We start from the raw sequence: 25,157 nt of genomic DNA, 5'->3' as shown, positions 1-25,157 counted from the left end.
TGGGATCATCGCTTGTCATGCTGACATGCATTCATTGATCAAACGGTCGATCACTCCTTGCGCCGCACCCGGCAGCGGATGCTGCCTTTGCAAGAGCTCCACCTTGTCGCGAAATTCAGCCACCACATCCGGGCGGATTCTTTTCATGGCCAGCAGCGTTTGAGCCAGGAGGATCCGCACCGATTGTGAATTCGGATGAGCAAGAGAGAGGTGAATGTTCCCCTCGATGATCTCTCGCTCACCGCTCAAAAAACCAGGCTGCACCCCGTCCATGCCCGAGCAGCGCGTGGCCAGCAGTTGCTCCAGCCGCAGGAGATAATACGAAAAGCTTTGTCCTCCCGGCACATCATAAGCGGCAGGTGGCGGCAGCACTTCGGCCCCAGTCTCTGCCTGCAGCAAAGCCAGAATATCATCCATCAACTCAGGAATGACCGCCTCGGGCGATGCCATCGAAAAATCACGGTCCAGTGTGCCAAGGCAGGCTCCGTCAATCGTTCGCAAAAGCCGCAGCTCCAGACGCCATGGCTCTGCTTGAACCTTTAGATTCGCGGTCACGGCATAATCATTCGGCTCATTCCCCTGGCGCGCCATCCCCGCCGCTTGCTCATCGCTCCACGCACGACCTCCGACGATAAAACCATTCGTGGGGCTGACCACCCAGGGAATCAGCGTGCCCACACGCGCATCCGTCCGCCAGTAGGTTTGTTCGGCAAAGAACAAGGGCAGTGCTCGGCTGAGCCTGCCTGCAGCATCCGTCAATTGGTGCTCAATACGTTCTGCCGGAGCCTCATGCTCCACACTGCCGCACAGAAAGCAGATGGAAGGTCCCCCCGCATCCTTGACGGGATACAATTCAGCCGCAGGAGATTCCGCCTTCAGCCACACCGGTCCGTCCACGGTCAGCAGAGTGACCTCCAGTTTTTCAGCAACGGTTTCGGGTTGAGTGGCCAGCCGCGTTTTGGCGAGTTCTGTGTCCCAAAAACTCAGATGCTCCTTCCAGTCAGGACGCTTCTGCGCATACAGCTGGTCCATGATGGATCTGGCATCATCCATCTGCCCGAGATCCAGCAGGCCCTTGATCAGATTGTTGCCCACCTGCAGGCCATGAATCTCAGCCTGAAAATGGGGGGCCGTCAGGTTCACCAGTTCCGGCAGATGTCCTTGCTGCCCCAGGTCTCCGCTCATTTGTGTCAGCAGATCCACCGGCACCGGGCGCGGCGCATTGGCCAGACTCTCCTGGTAAAGCAGAAGTGCTTCATCCAGCGAGCGCCGCTGCAGGGCCGCACGTGCAAGCCAAAGCTGCGCCCGCCAGCTTCCCGGCAGGGCGGCGATGCGTCTGAGTGCATCAATCCCGGACGCTTCCCCCTGCTTTTCACGGTGCTCCACTTCGTACCAGCCGAGGGCATTGTCCTGGTTGGGATCCAGTTCCAGCGCCTTCCAAAGAGTTTGCATGGCCAGTGGGTGCTCATTCCGTTCCGCATGCACTTTCGCCAGATTGGTGAGCACCACGCCAGTCGCCCCATGTTTGGCAATGTGCGCCTGCAGCACCCGCTCAGACTCATCCAACCGCTTGCTCTTCAGCAAAGCGATGGCCAGCAAAACAGCACCGCGCTCATGGTTGGGATCAATCGCCGCCAGCCGCTCCGCGCCCTCGATCAATTCAGAGATGAAGCCATCCTCAAAACCACCGATGATGAAGCCCGCCAGTTTTTCAGGTTCATCCCACGCCTTTTGGATGTTCGGCAGCAGCATGGATTTCACCCATTCCTCCCGTGAGATGAAAAGCTCCCTTCCAAACGAATCAAAGACCTTGATCATGTTCGGGTCTTTGGCCGGATCGCTAGGAGGCGCGGGCGCCGCTGCCTTGGCTGGCGCAGCAGCAGGCGGGTTCTTTTTGCCAAAGAATTTATCGAAGAGTCCCATGGTGCTGTGTCAGTGAGCCGCCCGTTAAGTTCTCTCAGCAGTTTCGGCAACTGTCTGCTGCAGACTCCCATCATTTTCTCCTACCCCGCCACCACATGCCGCGCCTGCCGGCTTCCCGCAGTGCTGCGCTTCGGAGCTTCACTCTCCGCAGCTTTCGTTCCGCTCAGGCGCAGCGACTCACGCCCCGGCACACGGTTCCAGTCCTGCATCATGGCACCAGCAGCAGTCTCAAGCGGCACTCCGCACTCACCTGTCAGGTGATCAAACAACGCCTGCGCCAGCACCGGTAGCGCGATCTGGTGCGTGCGCCGAAGCTTCGCATACAGACTCTCGGCGAAGGTCATGAACGCAGCAAAGGGCGATTTGCCCTCCCACAGCAACGCCAGTACAGCGGTGAAGTTCCCGCTGTTCGCCACCAGATCCCAGTAGCGCGCAAAACGCCGCATACGCTGCATCTCAACAAACGGAATGTCCCGGTTCTCCAGCATCTCGTAGGGTGGCACGGGCGAGTACTTCATCTCAAACTCCGCATCGTGCCGTACGATCGGCGTCCCACGCAGCCGTTTCAAAATGCCCACCTGAATCTCCTGCGGCCCCATCTTCACCAGCCGGTCAAAACCACGCCCAAAACTCGCCACGTCTTCTCCCGGCAGCCCCACGATGAGGTCCGCATGCACATGGATGCCGGTCTGTTCGCGCAGAAAGCGCAGATTGTCCTCCAGCCGCGTCAAATTCTGCCGCCGGCTGATGTTCTTCGACGTCGCCTCATCAAAGGTTTGAATGCCCACCTCAAACTGCACCGCACCTGCAGGAAACTCACGAATGATGTCACGCAATTGCTCCGGCAGGCGGTCCGGCACCATCTCAAAGTGCAGGAACATCCCGTCCCTCCAGCGATCCAGGAAAAAGCGCAGGATCGCCATGCTCGTCGGCAGATGCAGATTAAACGTGCGATCCACAAATTTAAACGTCAGCGCCCCCCGATCCAGCAGTCCCTGCATCGCCTGCAAAAACGCCTCGATGGCAAAGGCACGCACCGGCACATCCAGCGAGGACAGGCAGAACTCACAGGTGAACGGGCACCCGCGCGACGCCTCCACATAGAGGATGCGATGCGCCAGATCCGACTCCGTGTAGAGATCGTAGGGCATGACCACCTTCTCCAGTGTCGGCAGTCCGGCGGGCATCACCTTCGGCAGCGCCGCCAGCGCAGCCGCATCTTCACCCAGCAGCACACCACACACTTCGGCAAACTTCAGATCCGCCTCGCCTGTGATCACATGGTCCGCCAGCGCCACGATGGGTTGTCCGTCCCATTCATACGACACCTCCGGTCCGCCCAGCACGATGCGGATCTCCGGCCGCAAACGCCGCAGCATCCCCAGCACCTCCGTCGTCTCCACCACATTCCAGATGTACACCCCGAAGCCCACAATCCGCGGCTCCAGCGCCAGCACCGCCTCCACGATTTCCAGCGGCGCCTGATTGATCTGAAATTCCGCGATGCAGGCCCGCTCCCGCAAGGCCCCCAGGTTCACCAGCAGGTAGCGCAGCCCGAAAGAGCTGTGAATGTATTTGGCGTTGAGCGTGGCTAGGACGATGTCGGGCATCACACCGAGTGTGGCCGAGTAGTCGCTGCGCAGCAAACTCCTTTGCGCTCGCCATGGTCCATCCTGCAGCCGCCCTCCCACATTGGCACGCACGCTGCTCCGCATCAGGCATCCTCTTAAATTCCAAGAATGAGGAGCCCCTGAAACGAGTCATTCATGAAACTGCATCCCAGTCACCTCTTTCTGCTCACGGCACTGGCCCTGTGTATCTATATCGTGGTTTCGCACCTCGACTAATTCGGCCTGGGCTGGATCATCAGGCGTGAGGAAGAAGCTGCCCGCTTCTCAAAATCAATGACATGGGGGCATCTGACCGCTCGCAGGCCGCGAGGCATTTGCATGGAATGCACCCAAACTCCCGCAGGGGACGTTTGACATTGCAACCCACCCGCGCCTAACCTCAGCGCCCACCGATCCCGCAGTACATGCACGACACCCCACCGCTGCCTGAAAAGGAGTTCCGCTCCTACGCTCCAGGTTATTGGTCCGCCAAGAACATCTCCCCCTCCGACTGGAACAGCTCCACCTGGCAGCTCAAGAATCGGATCACGACCCTCAAACAGCTTGAGGAGCACCTGACGCTCACGGAGGAAGAACGCGCTGGCGTGCTGCTCTCCGGCAACAAGCTGGCGATGGCCATCACGCCCCATTATTTCAATCTCATCGACGCCGAAGACCCGGGCTGCCCCATCCGCCGGCAGGTGATCCCCCGCATCGAAGAGACCTGGGAAGACCCCGATGAAATGAGCGACCCCTGCGGCGAAGACAGCCACATGCCCGTGCCGGGCCTGGTGCACCGCTACCCGGACCGCGTCCTGTTTCTGGTGACCGACCGCTGCGCCAGCTACTGCCGCTACTGCACCCGCAGCCGCGTCGTCTCCGGCGTGGGTGAACAAGAACTGCACACCGAATTCGAAGCCGCCTTCCGCTACCTGGAAAAGCACACCGAAGTACGCGACGTGCTGCTCTCCGGCGGCGATCCACTCCTCTTCTCCGACGCCAAGCTCGATGCCCTGCTCACGCGCCTGCGCGCCATCAAGCACATCGAATTCATCCGCATCGGCAGCCGCGTACCCATCTTTGTGCCTCAGCGCATCACGCCCGAGCTTTGCAAGATGCTGCAAAAGCACCATCCCCTCTGGCTGAGCATCCACACCAACCACCCCCGCGAACTCACCACCGAAGTGCGCGACGGCCTCGCCATGCTGGCCAATCACGGCGTTCCCCTGGGCAATCAAAGCGTCCTCCTCCGCGGCGTGAACGACAACGCCGAAGTGATGAAGAGCCTCGTGCACAAGCTCCTCATGTGCCGCGTCCGCCCTTACTACCTGTATCAGTGCGACTTGATCCAGGGCAGCTCCCACCTCCGCACCAGCGTGGCCGACGGCATCGACATCATCGAGCAGCTCCGTGGCCACACCACCGGCTACGCCGTGCCCCAGTTCGTCATCGACGCCCCCGGCGGCGGCGGCAAAGTCCCCCTCAATCCCGATTACGTCCTGGTCCGCGACGAACAACGCGTCGTCATCCGCAATTACGAAGGCAAGACTTTTGAGTATCCCGAACCCGCACTGGTGCGGCGGTAAAATGGGCAAACGCACGACCTGCATATGGTAGAGCGAGCCTCCAGCGTGCAGGGTTAGGCGCGAGAAATGAATGGCACCGCATTCAATCATGCCCGCCATTTGACCACGGGCTGGATTTGGCACCATCTGGAAACAGACAAAGCACTCCAAGAGCTGGGGACTACCCATGATGAAGCGATGGCCCCGCCATCGCCCAAAATGGCACATCATCGGCCGACGCAGGCGTGCCCCTCAACGGGGTTGCCTCACCGGCGTGGTTGACTCATTTTGGTTCATTCCATATCCTTTCTTTTGTCCTTATGCTGTCTTCCTCGAGAGTTCGTGTTTTGAGTTTGGCGCTGGGGGCGGTGCTGGCCCCATTGTTTTTGGGTTCATCCGCCTGCGCGGCGCAGCCGCACTACCTGCCGGTGTATGACGGGACTTTGCAGGGAACGTGGTCGCATTTTGTCTGGGATTTGGCTGGGCCGGTGAATGTGAATCTCGCGGGCACCGCGCCGGGGCGCACGGGCACGGCCATCGAGGTCACCCCGGCTCCCGGAAATGCCTACTGGGCCTTTGGACTGCAGGATGTGAAGCAAGGGAATGACCAGCAGTGGAAGTACATGAACGAGATGCGCACCGCCGAGTTCGACATCTACTTCGAGCCGGGGTCCACGGGCGTGGAGGACATCCTGCTCTGGCCCACGGGCAACTACGACGTGCCCACCAACCAGCGCTTGATCGATCTCATCCCCGGCTGGGCCGGCATGACGAGCGGACAGCGCTACGGGCAGTGGTTTCACATCACGCTGGACATGACGCAGTGGCAGCCGGGCCTGAAGGCCTTCGCGGGCCTCTTGATCGCGAGCTGGGGCAATGGCGCGCCGCATTACCGGCTGGCCGATGTGAAGCTGGGCTGGGCGGACGATGTCACCGCTCCGGTGCTGACCACGGGCACGACCACGTATGATGCCACCGCGCACAGCCTGACGCTGAACTTCACCACCGACGAGCCCACCATCTGCGCGATTGAATACGGCATCGGCAATTACAACACGCGCACCTGGTCCGATGACTCGCGCAACTGGGACAGCTTTGACGCGGGCACGCACCAAAACCTCACGCACAGCGCCGTGCTGCCGTACTTGATCCCGGGCGCGACGTATCAATACCGCATCATCGCGATGGATCACCGCACCGATCCCGCCGTGCTGCCCAATCGCGGCGTTTCCACGGGCACCTATACCGTGCCGGGGCCGACCTACACACCGCCTGCGCCGCCCGCGCTGACCTATGTGTGGGCCTACCAGAATGCACTGGTGGGCGACTGGGTGCGCTCCGCCTGGGAGCAGAATGGCCCGCTCTTCACGGACATGAACGCGACCGCTCCGGGACGCAGCGGCCACGCGATTGAGGTGCGCTTTGATCCCACCAATCTGTATGAAGCCGTAGGCCTGGCCGAGCGCCGCCTGGGCTGGGACAGTCAGTGGAAATTCCTCAATGAATTCCGCACCCTCGAGTTCGACATCTACTTCGAGCCGGACTCCGCGGGTCACGAAAACTTCATGGCCTATCTCGATGATGGTGGCCTCACGGACAATCCTCCCTACCTCACCGATTTGATCCCCGGCTGGCTGGAGATGACGCCCGCGCAGAAGTTCGGGCAGTGGATCCACGTCACGCTCGATCTGCAGCAGATGAAGCCGAAGTGGCCGGCCTTTGCGGGCTTCCTGCTATACAACAATGCCGGCGCGGTGACCACGCACTTCCGCCTCGCCGATATCAAGGCGGGCTGGGCACCCGACACCACGCCGCCGGCGATCTCGCTCACCACGAATTCCCTCAGCGAGGACTACCAGCAGTACACGCTGAATTTCACCACGGATGAATCCGCCATCACGCAGGTGGACTACGGCATCGGCAATTACGCAACCACCATCCAATGCGAGCCCAGTGGCTGGTCCGGCTTTGCCCCCGCCACGAGTCCCCTCACTTCCCACGGCACCGTGCTCACGGGGCTCACGCCCAACACGACGTATCAATACCGCATCATCGCCACCAGTCACCGCACGGATGCCAGCGCCGCGCCAAACCAGGGCGTGTACACCGGCACCTTCACCGTGCCGCCCGCACCCACCACACCGCCCACGCTTTCGCCCATCGGGGTCACGGACATCACGGGCAATCGCGCCACCATTGCCTGGACGGCGGAGCGGCCGAGCACCGCCGTGGTCACTTATCAAAAAGCAGGCGGGCAGGTGATGACGCGCAGCCTGAGCACGCGGCAAATCAGCCAGTCCCTTGTGCTCGATCTCATCGAGCCGCTCACGCAGTACAGCGTCACGGTGACAATCACGGATGCCTTCGGCTTCAGCACCACGGCCAGCACCAGTTTCACCACCACTGCAGCCGCCGCGCCCACGGTCACCATCACGGCAGACACCGCGCACACGCGCCCCATTTCCAAATGGATCTACGGCATCAATGACGTGCTGGGCTATGATTCGCAGGGCACGTGGAACCGCCTGCTGCAGCGCTCCACCTCGCCGCGCAATCTCACCTTCGGCCGCTACGGCGGCAATCGCTGGACGGCCTACAACTGGGAAAACAACGCATCCAATGCGGGCTTCGATTACTTCTACCAGAACGATGACTTCCTCGGCGGCGGCACCGTGCCCGGCGAGGCCGTGCGCGCTCCCGTCGCCGACCTGCGCACTCATGGCCAGGCCACGCTTATCACCGTGCCGATGCTCGGCTACGTGGCGGCGGACAAAAGCGGCCCGGTGGACCGGGACGATCCCAATCATCTTGCCACGCGCTTCAAGCCCTTCGTCTATCGCAAAGGCTCAGCCTTTACCGCCACTCCCTCCACCACGGATGCCAATGTGTATGCGGACGAGTTCATCTGGGCCCTGCGCAGTCAGTTCACCGGCGACATCTACGGCGATGCCCAGGCCCCCACCTTCATCAGCCTCGACAACGAGCCCGACCTCTGGTCCAGCACGCATTCGGAGATCACGCGCACGCCGGTGAATTCGGACACCTTCATCCAAAAGACCATCGATCTCACCAGCGCCATCAAAGACGTGGCGCCGAACGCCATGATCTTCGGCCCGGTGAACTACGGCTTCATGGGCATGTACAACTGGCAGGTCGAGCCCGGATTCCCTGCCACGATGTGGTTCACCGACAAGTTCCTGCTCGGGATGAAAGCCGCCTCGCAGACGGCAGGCCGCCGGCTGGTGGACGTGTATGACATGCACTGGTATGTCGATGCCGTGGTGCCCGGCACCACCAAGGGTCTCGGCGCCCTGCGCGGCACGACGCTCAGCAATGCGGAGATCGACGCCATCGTGCAGAATCCTCGCAGCCTGTGGGACAGCACCTACCGCGAGGACTCCTGGATCACGCGGGACATCCTGAACGCGCCCTTGGCCATCCTGAACCGCATCCAGGACAAGATCGATGCCGACTGGCCCGGCACCAAGCTGGCCATCACCGAGTACAACACCTCCGGCGACAACCACATCGCAGGCACTATCGCCCAGTGCGACTACCTCGGCATCTTCGGACAGAAGGGCATCTTCGCCGCCAACTTCTGGCCCATGAGCGGCAGCTATCCCTTCCTGCTCGCGGGCTTCAAAATGTACCGCGACTACGACGGCAACCTCGGCTCCTTTGGCGACGTCTGCGTCCCCACCACCTCCAGCGACACCGCCAAGGTTTCGTCCTACATCAGCAAGGACAGCACGAACGCAAACCGCCACGTCATCGTCGCCATCAACCGCTCCTTCACCAGCCAGGATGTGGCATTCAATGGGATCAGTGCCTCAGGCACCGCCCGCGTGTACCGCCTGCAGGGCACCTCCACCACGCCCATGTTTGTGGGCGAGGTGCCTGCGGATCTGGCAAACTGGGTGGTCACGCTGCCAGCGTTGAGCGTGTCCACCATCGAGATCACCGCCCCCGCACTCACGCCCATCGAGAGTTGGCGTCTGGCAAAATTCGGCAGCAGCGCCAACACCGGCACCGGTGCCGACTCCGCCACGCCCGCCCACGACGGCATCCCCAACCTCATGAAGTACGCGCTCAACCTGGAGCCCTTCACTCCCTCCCGGCATCCCATCACCACGGACATGAGCACCGGCAATCTGCGCCTCACCGTCGCCCGCAATCCCGCCGCCACCGACGTGACCTACACTGTGGAAATCACCACTGACCTGACCAATCCCGCCAGCTGGACCACCACCGGCACCACGATCGAGGTGGATACCAGCACTACGCTCCGAGTTCGCGACAACCTCCCCATCGGCACCGGCAGCCAGAGCCGGTTCATGCGTGTGAAGGTGACGCGGCCTTAGTTTTTTCGAACCGGGAAGCGGGGGCTGACATCGGTTCTCGCTTCCACGTGCTGGGGCATTCATTTTCTGACCGAGGCGCTGAAGCAGCCGAAAAGAATTGCAAGACATGCATGGGACTTGGCTAAAAGCATACATCGTCGCCCAAGGCCACTGTCATCACACCAATGCAGGCAGACAGGTCAGCTACACCTTCCACTTGGAGTGATCGATGGCGCACCGCCTCCCGCATACGGTGGATACCACTCAGTGAAACTGCCGCGTTTGGCACGTTGTCGACATGGGGTGAGGAGTGGGCATGTTCATGCCTAACCGCCAGTTTTGAGAGCAGTGTTTGAGGCACCTGAGGCTTCCTGAAACTTCACGGAGAAAAGGTCGGCGTCGGACATCACAAACCTGAGCTTGATCACCGTGCCTTTCAGCCTGCCCACATCACTTTCCTTCTTCCAGGTCACGACACGGTCGATGTGGTCACCGTAAATCGGATCACACTCAGCCAGCGAGAAGCCAGGAACGGGCTGGCCCTGCGCATCCTGAATTTCCACCTGCATCTGTCCTGCCGCACTCGTCGCATAGTTGATTGTCAGTTTGCTGCCGTCGAAAGTCAGTGGCCGGGTGATGAACTCGCCGCCTTCCAGCGGCGCGTTCACCGAGACAAAACCATCCAGCCGGAGGGTATAGCGCCTGCCGTTGGTGAGGAACAGCGACAGCTCCGTGTCCCCCGTCTGATGAATTCCGATCGCAGCGTAGTTGGCGCGGTTCGCCCAGCCCTCCTTGCTCAACCCAGGGCGGATCAGGCTCTGCGTGAAGAGGCGGTCATAGGTCTCCCCGCCGCGTGTGCTCATCAAGAGGATGTCCGTCGCCGCGCCACGTTTTTCCATGAATCGTGTGGGCAGGGCCAGATATAGCTGCGGTGCCCTGAAGTAGGGCTGCGTACATGCCGTATAAAGATGCTCGCCTGGCAAATTCGCCTTCATCTCGACGAAGGGCGTCCAGTGGATGAAATCTTGCGAGGTTGTACGGGCGATGCCGCGCAATCCACCAATGAAGCGGCGGAAATAACAAACGTAGCAATGCTCGGCTTCACTCCAGAACGCGTAGTTCTGCGAGTCAAAGTATTTGCCCCAGGCCTCTGGAATCACCGGCTCTTCGCGCAACTTTTTCCAGTGGATGCCCTCGGGTGAAACAAACGCTTTCAGGCCGCCGACGCCACGCTTCTCACGCACCGCCTGCTGCTGCGGCTGAAAGGCCAGACCGCCCAGCGCCTTGTATTTCTCATCTGCAGGCACCCCGGGCCGGGTGTCAATGAACGGCGTGAAATTGTGATTCACCATGAACTCATTCATGAGAATGATATTGCCATCTGGGAAGGCGGGATGCTCATGCAGCCCCAGCTTCGGCAGCGTCCAGTGAATGCCGTCAGCACTCTCCGCGTAGAGGGTTACCTCGCCATCGTGATAAGCTTCGATGCCCTGCGTTTTCCACGTCACTTTGGGATCCTTGTCGCCGCGGTAGTAAAATTGAAATTTGTCCGGCGCCCGCAGCACGGTGGCATAATGCCCATGCGGGCGTGGCTGCGGCACCGGCGGCATGAGCTGCGGCTCATGCAGCTTGAGCACCGTGTTTTTCAGTTCCCCCACCAGCAGGCGGTCCACAAACAGTTCACGTCGTGACCCGATCGCCACAGCATCGTCAGCGCCCTCTGCCGAGAATAGGACTCCAACCAGGAAGGAAAGGATCAGTAGCAGCCGCGACCTGCCATGAATGAACGAGTGAAGATTCATAAAGCTAAGACTGCGGAAACCGCGCACAATCACGCCGCCAGAGGACGTAACCGAACGGCAGCGCCGCCAGCCAGAGCAGACGACCGCCAAAGGATCTCAAGCCGCGAAACTGCGCTGACACACCAAGCCCACGCAGAAAGGCAAAACGACTGTACTGCGCTGCGGCCCGCAGCAGCCTAAGCGGAGCGGTGAAAAACCAGCCGCTTTCAAGGTCGAGCACCATCTTGAACATGAGACGATGCCCCTCGGCATTCGTGCGTGGACTGGAGGGACCATGAACCAGCGAGGGCGCATCCGTCCAATAGATGCGCAGTTCCTCATTGATGTGGCGGGTCACATACTGCTTTGACACCTGGCACCAGATGTAGGACTCGGGGATGAAGTTGCCAGGCACGTCCTCAGGATAGGGAAACTGGCGGAGCACATCCACCCGAAGAAAGCCCCACTTCTCCCCGCGCACCTTGTGTAGGTACTCGAGTTCCGCAGCTGAGCAGTCCAGCGGGTCCGATGGAAAACTTGAGCCCACGAGATGGCCGTTTTGATCACGGCAGAGGCCGGTGACTCCTGAAAAGGATTCGCGCCGGGTAGCAGGGATATTTTCCCAGTGATGCTTCAATCGTGCAAGTGCCTCCGGCACGCAGCCGTCGTCGGAATCGAGCTTGATGCTGAGCTGGCCCCGCGCTTCCCGCAGGGCGAGGTTGTGCACATGGTGCGCACCACGGTGCGGCTCACGCAGGTAGCGAACAGAAAACCTGGCTTCGCTTTGGTAACGGGCCATCAAAGCGGGCGTGTCATCCGTGGAACCGTCATCGATCACCAGCCACTCAAAATCGCTGCAAGTCTGCGCCTGCAAACTTTCAAACACGCGGTGAAGAGTGTGCGCGCGGTTGAAGGTGGGCGTGAAAACCGTGAAGAGCGGCATGGGACGATGACTGAGCCGGATCGTAAAGACTTAAGACTGAGGGACAAGCCGAAACCTGATGCCGAACACTTTCCCGCAAGCCTTGCTCACTCCTCAGTAGGCATTGTCACGCTTGAAGAAGGTCAGGAGCATGATCTGGAAGTCCAGCCAGAGGCTCCAGTTTTCAAGGTACCAGAGGTCACACTGGATACGCTCACCGAGATCCGTGTCGCCCCGCAGTCCGTTCACCTGCGCCCAGCCGGTCATGCCGGGTTTGGAGTGATGGCGCGCATTGTAGTGCGGGATTTGATGCTTGAAGCCGGCAATAAGCTCAGGGCGCTCCGGACGCGGGCCAACGAGGCTCATCTCCCCCTTCAACACATTCCAGAACTGCGGCAGCTCATCAATGTTCCACTTGCGCATGAAGGCCCCAACCTTGAGGCGGCGCGGATCGTCTTTGACGCACCATTGCGCGCCCTTGGCAGACTCGGCATTTATCTTCATGGAACGGATCTTGATGATGCTGAAGGGCACCCCATTGAAACCCCAGCGGCGCTGGTGATAGAACACCGACCCACGTGACTCCAGCCACACTGCGGCGCTGAAGAAGGCAATGATCGGGGCGCTCAGCACAAGTCCAATCGTGGCACCCACAACATCCACAATGCGCTTGGTCATGACATTGAGCGTGTCATCCAAAGGCAGCCGAGTGACTCCCAGCACCGGAGTGCCGGCGATGGTTTCGAGGGTGAGACCGGAAACGAACACTCTGAAATATGAAGGAATGACCTTGAACTGGATCATTTCACGCTCGCACAGATTGGCGAGGCTGATCATCTGCTCACGTGGGCCATGCAGATCCGCCACGACAACCATGTCCACGGCGTGGGTGCTGACGAGGTGCTCCACTTCGTGAAGATCCCCCAGGCATGGCACGACTTCGTCCACCGGACAGCCATCCTCATCACTGCCAGTCCTGACCCAGCCCATGATGTCAAAGGAGCCGGTCTGGTCCCGCTTCATGGTCTTCCACAAGGAAACTGCCTCAGCATTCCATCCCACAAACAAGGTGCGCTGCTGCAAAGCCTCAATGCGGCCCGGCGCACGCAGGCATGAGATGAAAAGCGTGCGCCAGCCCAGAAGAAGCAGCAACGCGGTGGCTCCATTGAGCATCACATAGACACGGGAGATGCTGGGCTCCAGCTTCAGAGCAAGCGTGATGGCAAGGAACCCGGCCGTCCAGACGAGCACCCCCTTGGCAATCTTGGAAGACACCCAGCGGGTGCGCAGCAGCACATTCTTGTGATAGATCTCCTGCCAGCCCAGCACCAGGATGAGCGACAGGCTCCCAAGCGCCATATGGCCACCATACTGACGAAACGACATGCTGTCGAAATTTCCAATTTCACGGAGGACCGTATGGAACCGAAGCCAGAAAGCCAGATAAGCCGCCAAGATGGCCATCACCAAGTCACCCAATACGCTGACGAGCACCCAAAAGTGGGGGGACAACTGCTCATTTTCCCGCCATGCACGCCGTGCTTCGAGTGCCTGGAACACGGCACCCGTGTCTAGCATCTTGGAATGAGTGTTGGTTGCTTCCATGGCCTTAAAGTCTACTGAATACCCTAAATTATACTCAATATAGGTTTAGCGGCAACCGAATACTATGGAAATTATCTCATGTTTGGAAAAAAGAACCGTTTAGCGTATCATTTTTGATACTTTATTAACCCGACGGCTACTTACGCCGACTCAGAAAGTTAGCTTAAGACCCGCCACGAGACCGCGTCCCGGCAGCGGAATACGATCCTTGAGGACAGAGGTATGCTCACGGGCATCTTCATTGGTCAGGTTCATGCCTTTGACATAGAGATCGAGGGTGGTTGGCCCCTGAACAATGCGGTAGGTCAGGGTCAGATTGACCAGAAAGTAGCTGTTGGTTCGGGCTTCATTCATCGCCAGCTGGCTTTGTGGCGCGGCATAGATGCCTTCGAGACGAGCACCGAAAGCACCGCGCTCCATGCTCAAAGTGCTGGATAGGTGGAACGGCGGAATGCGGGGCAGAGACAGACCCGTTTTGGTATCACGCGCACGCACCACGTCAGCACGCAACTGCAGGTGCAGGTTGTTCTGGTGCTCGGAGGGCTCGGAGGTGATGGGATGCAGCAGGTGGAAGGTGGCCTCCATTTCAGAGCCGATGAACTCGGCATTTGTGGCCTGATAAATCAGCTCGTTGTAGCTCTCCCCCCCGACGACATGCACCACACCCGTCGGAAACTGGCCGATGAAGTTGCTGTAGCGATTGTAATAGCCGCCGACACTGCCGGTGACCCAGCCGATGCGCTTTCGTACATTGAGATCAAAGCCCAATGACTTCTCCTGCTGGAGGTTGGGATCACCGATTTCGAAGGCACCGGTGGCTGCATGCGTGCCATTGGCAAACAGCTCCTGATAGGTTGGAGCACGCTCGGCACGGTTGATGGTGAATGCGACGGCGTATTCATCGTTCGGAGTGAAGACGATGCCCACCGAACTGCTGAGATTGTCAAACCTTCGTGCCAGTGCCGGACCAAAGGCGGCGCTGTTGAGTGATTCCACGGAGATGTGGTCGTAGCGCCCGCCAAACTGGAAGCTCAGCGGCCCCCGGCTGATGTCTTCATAGAGAAACACGGCATCCGCCTGCGTGATCGTCGATGGCAGAAAGGCCTCATCTCCGGAGGTGCTGAACTCGCTGCGGTCTGACTGATAACCGACCACGCCTTCCATCCCGGCGATCTTTTCATGCTTCACCTCCACACGGGCATCGTAGCCATTGTTCTTGAAGAGGGTGCCCGGCATGCCGCCGTCGTACTCGGTGTGCTGGTAGCGGGAGGTGGCGATCTTGTAGTTGATCTCCTTGATGCGCGGCAGCGGCTTGTAGAAGGCACCACGCACATCCAGGCGCTGCTGATGCATGTCGATGACCACATTCTGCTCGGCAGGAGAACCGTAGTTGGTGTGAAATTCCGTCCAGGCGAAGCCGAAGAAACCTTTGTCCCAGATGTAGCTCAGACCACTGGTCACACCTTCGGAACGAAGGTTGCTGTTGGGCATGATCTTGCGGGTTTCTGTTTCACCCGGAGGAAGCGGATTGATCGTCTGCTCGTTGGTCGTTCGGGCATTGCCGGGAATGCGGAAGTCCTCAGCCGCACGCGTAAAGGACTCCACATGAAAGGCCAGGCCTTTGTAACCGCCTTCGACCATGACGCTGGAGAGATAACCGTTGTCTACGGAACTGTAGCGACCTCCCAGCGCACCACGAATCGTTCCGTCGATTTTCTCGTCCACGATGCGGCCATCGATCGAATTGACGACTCCACCAATGGCGTTCGAGCCATAGAGAAGTGTTGCAGGACCACGCACCACTTCGACGGACTTCAGATTGGAAGTGTCAAAGCTCACGGCGTGATCCACGCTGGTGGCGGAGGCGTCGATGGTATTGAGGCCGTTTTGCAGAATGCGAACGCGGTCTCCATCCAAGCCGCGGATGATGGGCCGGCTGGAAGCAGGGCCGAAGTAGGAACTGCTGACGCCGGGCATGCGGGCCAAGGTTTGGCCGAGGCTGGGTTCGATGGCGAGGGTCAAGTTTTGGCCGCTCAGGATTGAGGCGGCCTGGGCTTGCTGGAAGAGGGGGCGCTGCAGGGGGGCGGTGATGACCATCTCGTCCAGAGGGATGTCTTCGACATGGCTGTCGAGGGTGGACAACTGCTGAATTCTTGTGTCGGATTCAGCAATCAGAGCGCCGTAGGAGAGGGTGAAGAGGAGTCCGAGGCGGAGTCGTTGTGAGATAGTGCAAGTGAGTTGCATAATAACTGATCAGATATGCAAACTGATTGCAATTGCAAATCATTTGTATTTTCGATTTCGTATCCTAGTTTTTATTTATGAAGCTTTTTCTCCGCTCCCTTGGTTTTCTGGCTGCCGCACTTCCTTGCTTTGGCACCACCAAAGTCGCCACGCTGCATCCCATCCTGGCCGATCTCGCGCAGCAGGTGGGTGGGGCGAATGTGGAGGTGGTCGAGATTTTGAAGCCGGGGGCTGACGTTCATCATTTTGAACCGGCCCCCAAAGACCTGGCGGAGATGCGCGGGGCGAAGCTGCTGCTGGCGTCTGGCAAAGGGCTGGAGAGCTTTTTGGACAAGCTGCGCGACAGCTTGGGTGCGAGAGTGAAGCTGGTGGAAGTGGGGGCGAAGATTCCGTCGATCCCGTTTGAGGAGCATCATCATGAGCATGCGGAGAAGGATGGTGATGAGCATGATCATCATCACCACGGGTCGGAGGACCCGCACTGGTGGCACAGCGCGGAGAACATGAAGCGGGCGGCGCGTGTGGTGGCGGATGAGCTGAGTGTGATTGATCCGGCGAATGCGAGTGCGTATGCGGCTGGGGCGAAGGCGGCGAGCAAGCGTTTCGGAGAGCTCAAGAGCTGGGCGCAGAAGGAGATCGCGAAGGTGGGGAAGAAGGATCGGCTGCTGGTGACGGCGCACGGGGCCTTTGGGTATTTCTGCAAGGAGTATGGGTTTGAGCCGATTTCGCTGCTGGGCATCGGACGGAGTGATGATGCGTCATCAAAGCATGTGGCGGAGACGATCGAGGAGATCCGTGAGCATGGGATCAAGGCGATCTTTCCGGAGGATCAGGCGAATCCGAAGGTGCTGGCGGAGATTGCGCGCAGCACAGGGGTGAAGATTGGTGAGCCGCTGATTGCTGATGGCACGGCCAAGGTGGCGCATACGTTTGAAACGATGCTGGCGCACAATGTGAGGTCGATTGTGGCGGCGCTGGCTCCTGCTCCTGTGAAATAAGCCATGCGTGGTTTTCCGCCCATCCAGATTTTTTTGCTCGCCCTCACGTTCATCGTGCTGGCGGTGCCGCTGAGCCATCTTACTGGCACGGTGACTCAGGCGAAGACTGCTGCGGCGAAGGTTGAGGAAACGCAGCATGTGAAGACCTTGCTGCGGCTGCGGTATGCGCACAAGCCGGCGACGCTGAGCGTGAAGATTGCTGACAAGGAATTGATGGCTGAGATTGGAGGCTCGCCCATCGAAGTGCAGACCGCCCTGCCCTCGGTCAAAGATGGTGTGGATGTTTTTTTGAGTGCGACTTGGGCTGATGGCACGCCAGATACTTCGATCACGCTGGAGCTTGAGCCGGATGGTTTTGCTTCGCGCAGCGAGACGCGCTGGTCTTCGGCGGGCAGTCTGGATGAAGTACTTACCTTTGAATGGAAATGAGTGCTGCTGTTCCCCATGTCCATACGAAGGAGCACGTCTGCTGGGGCGGTGGTTGTGAGCATACGCAGCATCATCGGCTGGAAGTCGTGGATCTCAGTGTGCAGTACCAGGAAGTGCGGGCGCTGGAGAAAATTAACTTTGCCACGGAGTGTGGTCGGAGCATGGCCCTGATTGGCCCCAATGGTGCGGGCAAGAGCACGTTGTTGAAGTCGCTGGCGGGGCTGATTCCCGGGGGCGGTGGCAAGATTTTGTGGCGTGGCAAACCGTTGACGCGGAGCAGCCATGAGATCGCCTATCTGCCGCAGCGGGGGGATGTGGACTGGAATTTCCCGATCACGGTGCGTGGTCTGGTGGAGATGGGGCGCTATCCGAACCTTGGGTGGTGGCGGCAGTATTCGCGACATGATGCGGAGATCGTCGAACGTGCGTTGAAAAGCATGGAGCTGTGTGATTTGGAGGACCGGCAGATCAGCGCGCTTTCGGGCGGTCAGCAGCAGCGGGCGTTCATTGCCCGTGCGCTGGCGCAGGAGGCGCATGTGCTGCTGCTGGATGAGCCGTTCACGGGTCTGGACAAACCGGCGCAGGAGAATCTGAGTCGGCTGTTTAAAGAGCTGACGGCGGAGGGGCGGCTGCTCATTGCGAGCCATCACGATCTGCAAACGGTGACGGGCAACTTTGATGACGTGCTGCTGATTCGAAGGCAGCAGATTGCGTTCGGGCCGGTGAGTGAGGTGTTCACGCCGGGGAATATTGCGAGTGCGTATGAGAGCGGAGAGGGGCGTGGCCAGGCCCAGAATTTAAACCACTGATGGGACACTGACTGCACACTGATCCGATCCTCCAGAATTCTGATGCCCCAACTGAATGAGCGTATGAACAGACTGAACCAAACCATTGCACCGCAGAGATTAGAAGACCGCAGAGGCCGGAGATTAGAGAGATGATCTGACAGACATGCCGCCTTTCATTGAAAACAGGCCTGTATTTGGGCAAAGAAATTCACCACAGAGACACGATGAACACAGAGTTTTTAAAACGGATTTTGAGTCAGCATCTCTGTGTTCATCGTGCCTCTGTGGTTAAAATGAGGCTAACGTCATTACCCCTGGTGAGTTTGAAGGTATTCTCGGCGGCCTTCTAATCTATCGCGGTGTAAATCTGCATTTTCCTATGTCCACCTTCACTGATTTCCTTGCTGAACCGATTGCCAAGCGGACGCTGATGGCGTGTTTGATGATTGGTTTTGCCAATGGGTTTGTGAGTGCGTTTGTGGTGCTGCGGAAGGATGCGCTTAAGATTGGGACGTTGTCGCATTCGCTGCTGCCGGGGATTGCGCTGGCGGTGTTGATCGGCGGACTCACGCAGTGGAGTGCGCTGGCGGGAGCGATTTTTGCGGCGCTGATTGTGGGGCTGGGATCGATCTTTTTGTCGCGGACTTCGCGGCTGGATCAGGACACGGCGATGGGGGTGCTGTACACGACGGCGTTTGCTGGAGGCGTGCTGATTTTGAAGAATCTGGACATGCGGCAGAAGCTGGATGAGTGGCTGTTTGGCAGCATCGTGGGCATGGCGGACTCGGACTTGTGGATCGCGTTTGGGATCAGCGCGATTGCGGTGATCACGCTGACGGCGCTGCAGCGGCCGCTGCTCATTTATCTGTTTGAGCCGAACATTGCGGCGAGTCTGGGAGTGCCGGTGCGGCTGTTAAACTATGCGACGTTTGCGGTGACGATCCTGGTGCTGATTTCATCGCTGCAGGCGGTGGGCTGCATTCTGAGCGTGGGGCTGATGGTGGCCCCGGCGGCGACGGTTTATCTGCTGACGAACAATGCGCGTGCGCTGTTTTGGGGCGGTGGGATTATTGGTGCCGTGGGTTCGGTGGCGGCTTTCTTTTTATCGTATCCGCTGGGGTGGAGCGTGAGCGCGACGATCATTGTGGTGCTGGGGGTGTTCTTTGTGATCGCGTATGTTTTCAGTCCGAAGTATGGGCTGTTTAGTCGGAGGCGGGGGGTGGCGTAGGGGAGGCTTGATGCAGCTGCGGCCGGGAAGCAGAACCCATCGTCGTTGACCGAAATGCATCACCAGCCACACTCCGGAAGAACAACTGCCGTAGAGCTTTTCATGTCACGTCCTCACATTTTGTCACGAGGCGGAAGCTGCTTCAATTTCATTGCCTCAAGCAAACTAAATGTTCTGCAAGCACATCGGCTCCATCTCGTAGTTCTTCTTGAACCCCAAAGTCCGAGCTGTACAAAAATTTTCTCAAGAAGAGAGTTGTTCATCTGATGTGATTGCGAGGAGTGCATTATGGCCCTTCTCAAAGACTCAATCACCTCATTCCTACGGCACTGCCAATTCGAGCGAAACTTCAGCTCGCACACTCTCAAAGCCTATCGCCTGGATCTCAAGCACTTCAGCAATTTTGTTGATCCCAATGGCGATGGTCTGGAAATCGGGACCATCAAACGTCCCCTCGTTAAAGACTATCTGCAGGCCTTGAACGCGTTCAAGCCCAGAACCCAGCGCCGCCGGATGGCCGCCCTGAAGTCCTGCTTTGGCTACTTAGAGATGGAGGGCATCGCCACAGAAAACCCGGCAGCCAGCCTTCGTTTGAACATCCGCCTGGGACGATCCCTGCCCAGAACCGTCGGGCTCACCACTCTCAACGGCCTCTTCCAACAAATCTACTCCCAGCAAAAGGAAGATGCGACTGATGACCACGTCAGCCACCAAGCATGCCGGGACATCGCCGTCTTCGAACTCATGTTCTCATCGGGAATGCGCGTTTCGGAAATCTCCAATCTGTCGCCTGCGGCGGTCGATCTCGTGCGTGCCTCTGTCTGGGTAAAGGGAAAGGGGAGCAAGGAGAGACTCATCCCCATTCCCGGCAAGCAGGTATGCTCCGCACTGAGCCGGTATTCGGAGCTCCGCAGCAAGGTCTGCCCGGAGAGCAAGTTCTTCTTTGTGAATCGGCACGGTCGGCGACTTTCCGAGCAGTCGATCAGGCTCGCACTGGCACGGCTCACATCGGCAGCAGGAGTTACCAAGATGACCCCCCACGTGTTTCGGCACACTGTCGCCACCATGCTGCTGGAACAGGGGGTGGACATCCGCTTCATCCAACACCTGCTGGGCCACAGTTCCATCAGCACCACGACGATCTACGTCCACGTCAATCAGAAGTCCCAACGGGATATCCTTGCCCAGCACCACCCCCGCCAGCTACTCGCCAATCCATGCCCGCTGAATGAAGGATAACACCTGATTATCCAACGCTGCACGCCTTCAAAAGAGCCTAAAAATGAGTGCCGCAAATCCGATGAAATCCAACGGCATACCCGAAATTGAGTGCATTGAAGCGATTGAGGCGATCGAACATGAATACAAAATCCGGCAAGGCATAAGCCCATTCAATGTTTCTCACTGGGACCCTACCCCAGAGTTTCAATCAGAACTCCTGCACCATCTTGATATCCCAAGTCTTAATGATGTCATTCCTTATCACTTTTCATATCAAATTACCGATACGCCTCAGATTCTAAGCAAGCTTGGAGGGACGCCGAACCAAAGCGCCATTCTGAACTCATCAAACACAACATCAATTTTATGTGTTCTGAACTGGCTTAAAGGCCAGGGTGTTAAAGATGTCATTGCCGCATGCCCTGCCTATTTTTCACTTTTTCATGCTGGTCCACGCCTAGGAATCAGAATCCATACGAAATTCATGAACAGGATTGGGATGAGCTATGTACTTCCACACTTGCAATCAAAGAGAAGGCGAACACCATCGGTTCTGTGGGTCACGAATCCGGTATATGGCGCTAGCGTTTATCTTGATAATAATGAAATTGATCGAATAAAAAATCTTTTAGAGTCTGGATGGATAGTAATTGGCGACGAATGCCTCTCACTACCCGGCAAAGAATTAACGCGCTCACTCGGACAATACCCAAATTTCATCGGAATATATTCTCCCCATAAAGCGGCGTGCATTAATGGAATGAAATTTTCCTTGGTGGCATTCGACATCAGGCACAAGGAGTTGATGGAAAAATGGGTGGATGTTTGGTCTGGTGGGCTTGGCTGTTCATCCATGATGGCTATCGCCCATTATCTGTCGTCAAATTTCGAGACATACCTTGATCATTTTTTACAAGCTGTCGATTCTCAAAAGAAAATGCTTTTGGGCCTTTCTAAAAATGAAACGTCTGTAGAGATCGATGACCATTCCCTCGGTCACTTTGTCAGCTGCTATGTACCGGAAAATCCTGCAAGCTTGGGGAATTCCATGAAGTTCTTGAGTGCTTTGATACAAGAAACAGGGGGATCCATCATTCCCGGAAACCGCAGCCGATTAAATCCAGATATCGGCTTCTCATTCAGGGTGAATCTAGCCAGAGCTCACAGGCGTTTTATGCCCACCGTGGCAAGAGTCCTTAGCTTCGTTTCTTCCTACCGTTCATGCGAGTAGTTTTGTCGGCGCTGGATGCGGGTGTTTTTTCTGATGCCTGAACTTCGATTGCCTGTAAATTGTCCCTGCCAAAATCTATGGCTGCTTGTTTGAGGTGGTCCGGGTTTCCAATTAACTTGGCATAAATGCCTTGAATTCCAATTGTTAGCCATTTTGGAATGTTCTGCTCAGGAAGCAGGGCTCGATCTCGAATTACTTTGGGTAGGTTCTTTTGAGAGGCGATTTTCACCCGGCTTTTCAACTCAATGATCTGATGGAGGCACCCATTGATGAGCCATAACGCAATTTGAAGCGACGCGAGCGTTACAAGTGTCGTTTGGATAAACGCAATATAAGAACCGTTTTTTTCCCGCATCAGTTTTGTTGGTCGAGCGGCCACCATTCCTGACGACTCAACCAGTTGTTGCATAAAATGCGTAATGTTAACCTGAGGTTTGAAGCAAAATGTGAGTTTGATGGTGACGGGCTTGTCTCTCTTGGAGGGCACTAGAAATTCTACGGTATGGTTAAGCTCGCCTAGCATGGTTAACATCATCTCGCGCATCTTAGAATAAAGATGCTGCAATTTTTGATCTCCAATTTGCTTGCGTCCCAGGGATGAATTCTTCTCGAGATGGCGTTTGATCTCTTCCGGCATGTTCAAAACGGTCAACCCAGGAAGCTCCTTGCTGTCACGCAATTCCGTAACGATGTTCTCTAGAAAACATACGTCAGCAGACTTAACTTGAACGCCCAAAGTAGAAGGCCACAATACCGCTCCTAGACAGGCTTCTAAAGCAATGATCTTCGGAGCGCGTCCGAAATTGAGACGCAATATTTCCAGCATAAAAAACCAATGTCTCTGCGCATAATCGGTCTCAAGAGAGGCAACTATTTCCTCGGGTTTTTCTACACTGACTACATTTTGGCCAAGATAAATCAGTTCAAAAGAAAGCAGGTCTGCCTCGGTGATGCCAAATAATGAGCCAATCGATTCGGTGTTAAGGCGCACGTTTTTATAGCTGCACATCAACATGATTTGATTCAAGAACGTACAGTTTCCCAGGACCATGTTCTCAAAAGCGCACCGGCGAAATACATTTAGCTGGATGGACGCGCCTCTAAAGTCATTGCTTTTAAGCGTGCAGTTTTCGAATGTTGTTTCCTGAATGACTGCCTGTTTAAAAGAGCTTCTCTCAATTATACAGTCTTTCCAATGGCATTCTTCAATATGGATTGCATCGAATGTGCAGTCGATGAACTCGCAATTCACAACCTCTGTGGAGGTCATTTCAACATTTCGAAAATCCACATTGATAAACCTGCACTTGACTACCTGCATCTGTTCGAGATCACATCGAGACAGCACGGCTTCATGGAATTCACAGTTTCTGATTAAACATCCGTTGAGGAGAGAATGGTGTAGATCTTGTTTACAGATCGTGAGCGAATCGAAAACCTTAAAAGTAAGGTCGGAGCGGGGACGAAGATCTTCGATTTTTACGGCGAGAGGCTGGATCGTCCGAATTGCGGGAACAAGTTTACCCTGGTACAACATGGATAATCAGGTGTTATCCTTTACAACGGTCTTCAGCAAGAGAATTCATGTGAAACCCTTATTTATCCGATTCTAATTATTAGGTTTTTCATTTACTTCTTCTTCATAAGAGAAGCCAAGTTCAAAATAATCGGCTGGTATGAGGAGCGGCGCAAGGTTACCGCTGGCCGTGATTCGCCGTCTGGCGTCCACGCTTTGCTATTGAGCTCTGGTAAGGAAGAAGACAGCCGTTTTGTGCGGAAGTGAGAGCCTACGCAGCGCCGCATAATGGACTGTGCGGCCCCTTTTGCGGACTCATTTACTGCGGCTCGTGAATGTATGACCGCTACGCGGTTCCACGATGAGAAGACGTTTGTGGGAATGCTGTCCGTGGGTTGGCACCTACGGCTGTGTCAGCTTATGGGCTTGGGAGCCTGAGTTCAGTTGCAGGGCATCATGATGCGATTGAGACATAGGGCGAAATACGACAGGCGCTCTTTGTCTATCCCAATACTCCGCGCTCGCGAGTGAGCCTAGGCCGACAGACAGGAGTGTCTATCGTACTTGGCCAGAGCTTTTACGGCTGACGCCGGGCATCGAAATGGGCCATGAATTCCTGATGGCTGATTTCCAGTGAAGGGTCTTGATCCATTTCTGCTTCACGTTGATTCAGGACTGCCTCAAGGTCGTCTTCTTCGAGTTCATGCGGAGGACTGCCAACGGAGTCCCACAGGCCTGCGGCAATCCGGCAACGATCTCCGGGAGTGAGCTGCAGGGCGGCATCCATGATGGATTCATAGGTGGCGATCATGGGGTATTATGGGTGCAAAAAATGGGTGGGGCAAGCGCGGGGTCGAGGAGGGGGCGAATGGGGTCTCAGTGGTGCGTGTTGAGCCTGCGACCTGAGGCGGAGGTTCGTGCAGACGCTTCTGGTGAGCGCGGTGTGAGAAGAAAGCACTGGGTTTGCTTTCCGGATCTGGATGCGGCTTTCCAGGGGTGGCGCTCGCTGCGCGAGCTTACCCCTGGCTACCGGCTGTGATCCCTCCGGGATCAGGGAATGAAGACACGCGGGGGGGTGTATGAAAGGTTATCGATTCAACCACCCCTTGGTGAGCCAGAGCGGCATTGGAATGCCGCGCTCCCGGGGCATGAACCCAGTTGCGGCGCAACTGGGCTACTTTGCTTCGCCGTCAACATCTGCAACGCATTCAGACGCATCCTTGAACCTGTTGGCCGACGTTTTAAAGTGCGTCCCAGCATCTGTCAGAAGGTTTAAGAGACCATCAAAATTTGTTTCCAAGATGCCCTCTGAAATATTGATGGGACTGCCGGTCATTTTCATGTTCGTCGAATTGATCCAAGTTCGAACAAAGCCTCTGACGCCGATGTACTTTTCAGGAGTCGTCACCCTGATGGTGATAAACCTTTGCCCGAAGACTTTAGAGATGCCGAATCCCGTGATCTCAGCCCACGGGATGCGTCCGACAGCGATTGCACTGGAATTGTCCACGATGCCTTCGGCATCGATGATCAATCCTGGCTGCTTATCGAAAAGCTTCCAGGCTGCGAACACTCCGCAACAGCCGAAAAAAAGAAATCCAATCCAAGAAAACATCCTGTCGAGCAATCCATTGGCCGGGCCATCATGCGCCAAGATGTTCCATCCACAAAGCGCCACAAGCACCCAACTGCCCGCAGTCATCAGCACAAGCTTGTGCTTGCTCAACGGAATGGAGATCGTTTCCATGGCAAG

At 57.2% G+C, this 25,157-nt stretch carries 17 protein-coding genes; 8 read left to right on the top strand and 9 right to left on the bottom strand.

Annotated elements, in window-relative coordinates; all coding sequences use genetic code 11:
• Positions 1-15: 15 nt before the first annotated feature.
• Entirely contained in the window at positions 16-1,923 is a 1,908-nt protein-coding gene (locus tag AC24GY_RS03530) for a tetratricopeptide repeat protein (RefSeq protein ID WP_487680341.1), read from the bottom strand.
• 80 nt (positions 1,924-2,003) lie between these two features.
• Complete coding sequence (locus tag AC24GY_RS03525; protein ID WP_487680339.1) at positions 2,004-3,569, bottom strand: B12-binding domain-containing radical SAM protein; 1,566 nt, start codon at positions 3,567-3,569, stop codon at positions 2,004-2,006.
• A 389-nt stretch (positions 3,570-3,958) separates the two neighbouring features.
• Between AC24GY_RS03525 and AC24GY_RS03520 the strand changes: the two genes are divergently transcribed.
• A complete protein-coding gene (locus tag AC24GY_RS03520; protein ID WP_487680337.1) occupies positions 3,959-5,119 on the top strand; it encodes a KamA family radical SAM protein in 1,161 nt (386 codons plus the stop codon).
• A 299-nt stretch (positions 5,120-5,418) separates the two neighbouring features.
• Positions 5,419-9,459, top strand: a complete 4,041-nt coding sequence (locus tag AC24GY_RS03515) for a glycoside hydrolase family 44 protein (RefSeq protein WP_487680335.1) — start codon at positions 5,419-5,421, stop codon at positions 9,457-9,459.
• Between the two features lie 305 nt (positions 9,460-9,764).
• Here the strand turns inward: AC24GY_RS03515 and AC24GY_RS03510 are convergent, their stop codons facing one another.
• The 4 genes from AC24GY_RS03510 to AC24GY_RS03495 all read right to left on the bottom strand — a co-directional run bounded on the left by AC24GY_RS03510 (position 9,765) and on the right by AC24GY_RS03495 (position 15,990).
• Positions 9,765-11,240, bottom strand: a complete 1,476-nt coding sequence (locus AC24GY_RS03510) for a hypothetical protein (protein ID WP_487680333.1) — start codon at positions 11,238-11,240, stop codon at positions 9,765-9,767.
• Positions 11,241-11,244: 4 nt separating this feature from the next.
• A complete protein-coding gene (locus tag AC24GY_RS03505; RefSeq protein ID WP_487680331.1) occupies positions 11,245-12,162 on the bottom strand; it encodes a glycosyltransferase family 2 protein in 918 nt (305 codons plus the stop codon).
• 93 nt (positions 12,163-12,255) lie between these two features.
• On the bottom strand, positions 12,256-13,746 hold the full coding sequence (locus AC24GY_RS03500) for an exopolysaccharide biosynthesis polyprenyl glycosylphosphotransferase (protein ID WP_422320515.1): 1,491 nt from the start codon (positions 13,744-13,746) through the stop codon (positions 12,256-12,258).
• 150 nt (positions 13,747-13,896) lie between these two features.
• On the bottom strand, positions 13,897-15,990 hold the full coding sequence (locus AC24GY_RS03495) for a TonB-dependent receptor (RefSeq protein WP_487680329.1): 2,094 nt from the start codon (positions 15,988-15,990) through the stop codon (positions 13,897-13,899).
• A gap of 77 nt (positions 15,991-16,067) precedes the next feature.
• Here AC24GY_RS03495 and AC24GY_RS03490 point away from each other — a divergent pair, with 77 nt between their 5' ends.
• From AC24GY_RS03490 to AC24GY_RS03465, 6 genes are all read left to right on the top strand, one after another.
• On the top strand, positions 16,068-16,988 hold the full coding sequence (locus AC24GY_RS03490) for a metal ABC transporter substrate-binding protein (RefSeq protein ID WP_487680327.1): 921 nt from the start codon (positions 16,068-16,070) through the stop codon (positions 16,986-16,988).
• A 3-nt stretch (positions 16,989-16,991) separates the two neighbouring features.
• Complete coding sequence (locus AC24GY_RS03485; protein WP_487680325.1) at positions 16,992-17,417, top strand: hypothetical protein; 426 nt, start codon at positions 16,992-16,994, stop codon at positions 17,415-17,417.
• Positions 17,414-18,226 (top strand): metal ABC transporter ATP-binding protein, encoded by an 813-nt coding sequence (locus AC24GY_RS03480; protein ID WP_487680323.1) that lies wholly within the window; start codon positions 17,414-17,416, stop codon positions 18,224-18,226. The genes AC24GY_RS03485 and AC24GY_RS03480 overlap by 4 nt, the downstream gene beginning before the upstream one ends.
• Positions 18,227-18,587: 361 nt before the next feature.
• The gene (locus tag AC24GY_RS03475) at positions 18,588-19,436 is read left to right on the top strand and encodes a metal ABC transporter permease (RefSeq protein ID WP_487680321.1); all 849 of its coding nucleotides are present in this window, start codon (positions 18,588-18,590) and stop codon (positions 19,434-19,436) included.
• 288 nt (positions 19,437-19,724) lie between these two features.
• Complete coding sequence (locus AC24GY_RS03470; protein ID WP_487680319.1) at positions 19,725-20,675, top strand: tyrosine-type recombinase/integrase; 951 nt, start codon at positions 19,725-19,727, stop codon at positions 20,673-20,675.
• 61 nt (positions 20,676-20,736) lie between these two features.
• The gene (locus tag AC24GY_RS03465; RefSeq protein ID WP_487680317.1) at positions 20,737-21,888 is read left to right on the top strand and encodes a hypothetical protein; all 1,152 of its coding nucleotides are present in this window, start codon (positions 20,737-20,739) and stop codon (positions 21,886-21,888) included.
• On the opposite strand, the gene AC24GY_RS03460 is transcribed toward AC24GY_RS03465, so the two are convergent.
• From AC24GY_RS03460 to AC24GY_RS03450, 3 genes are all read right to left on the bottom strand, one after another.
• Positions 21,854-23,158 (bottom strand): hypothetical protein, encoded by a 1,305-nt coding sequence (locus AC24GY_RS03460; RefSeq protein WP_487680315.1) that lies wholly within the window; start codon positions 23,156-23,158, stop codon positions 21,854-21,856. The genes AC24GY_RS03465 and AC24GY_RS03460 overlap by 35 nt on opposite strands.
• A gap of 823 nt (positions 23,159-23,981) precedes the next feature.
• Positions 23,982-24,215, bottom strand: a complete 234-nt coding sequence (locus tag AC24GY_RS03455) for a hypothetical protein (RefSeq protein ID WP_487680313.1) — start codon at positions 24,213-24,215, stop codon at positions 23,982-23,984.
• A 363-nt stretch (positions 24,216-24,578) separates the two neighbouring features.
• Complete coding sequence (locus AC24GY_RS03450; RefSeq protein WP_487680311.1) at positions 24,579-25,151, bottom strand: STM3941 family protein; 573 nt, start codon at positions 25,149-25,151, stop codon at positions 24,579-24,581.
• Positions 25,152-25,157 lie beyond the last annotated feature (6 nt).

This window comes from Prosthecobacter sp. Pr1, from assembly GCF_057652315.1.
Note: the sequence above shows the minus strand (reverse complement) of the source record. Positions and strands in the feature narration are given on the sequence as shown.

Excerpts from the sequence above, each read along its gene's own strand:
- AC24GY_RS03530 (WP_487680341.1), bottom strand. The coding sequence starts at position 1,923 with ATGGGACTCTTCGATAAATTCTTTGGCAAAAAGAACCCGCCTGCTGCT.
- AC24GY_RS03520 (WP_487680337.1), top strand. The coding sequence starts at position 3,959 with ATGCACGACACCCCACCGCTGCCTGAAAAGGAGTTCCGCTCCTACGCT.
- AC24GY_RS03515 (WP_487680335.1), top strand. The coding sequence starts at position 5,419 with ATGCTGTCTTCCTCGAGAGTTCGTGTTTTGAGTTTGGCGCTGGGGGCG.
- AC24GY_RS03510 (WP_487680333.1), bottom strand. The coding sequence starts at position 11,240 with ATGAATCTTCACTCGTTCATTCATGGCAGGTCGCGGCTGCTACTGATC.
- AC24GY_RS03505 (WP_487680331.1), bottom strand. The coding sequence starts at position 12,162 with ATGCCGCTCTTCACGGTTTTCACGCCCACCTTCAACCGCGCGCACACT.
- AC24GY_RS03500 (WP_422320515.1), bottom strand. The coding sequence starts at position 13,746 with ATGGAAGCAACCAACACTCATTCCAAGATGCTAGACACGGGTGCCGTG.
- AC24GY_RS03495 (WP_487680329.1), bottom strand. The coding sequence starts at position 15,990 with ATGCAACTCACTTGCACTATCTCACAACGACTCCGCCTCGGACTCCTC.
- AC24GY_RS03490 (WP_487680327.1), top strand. The coding sequence starts at position 16,068 with ATGAAGCTTTTTCTCCGCTCCCTTGGTTTTCTGGCTGCCGCACTTCCT.
- AC24GY_RS03485 (WP_487680325.1), top strand. The coding sequence starts at position 16,992 with ATGCGTGGTTTTCCGCCCATCCAGATTTTTTTGCTCGCCCTCACGTTC.
- AC24GY_RS03480 (WP_487680323.1), top strand. The coding sequence starts at position 17,414 with ATGAGTGCTGCTGTTCCCCATGTCCATACGAAGGAGCACGTCTGCTGG.
- AC24GY_RS03475 (WP_487680321.1), top strand. The coding sequence starts at position 18,588 with ATGTCCACCTTCACTGATTTCCTTGCTGAACCGATTGCCAAGCGGACG.
- AC24GY_RS03470 (WP_487680319.1), top strand. The coding sequence starts at position 19,725 with ATGGCCCTTCTCAAAGACTCAATCACCTCATTCCTACGGCACTGCCAA.
- AC24GY_RS03465 (WP_487680317.1), top strand. The coding sequence starts at position 20,737 with ATGAAATCCAACGGCATACCCGAAATTGAGTGCATTGAAGCGATTGAG.
- AC24GY_RS03460 (WP_487680315.1), bottom strand. The coding sequence starts at position 23,158 with ATGACCTCCACAGAGGTTGTGAATTGCGAGTTCATCGACTGCACATTC.
- AC24GY_RS03455 (WP_487680313.1), bottom strand. The coding sequence starts at position 24,215 with ATGATCGCCACCTATGAATCCATCATGGATGCCGCCCTGCAGCTCACT.
- AC24GY_RS03450 (WP_487680311.1), bottom strand. The coding sequence starts at position 25,151 with ATGGAAACGATCTCCATTCCGTTGAGCAAGCACAAGCTTGTGCTGATG.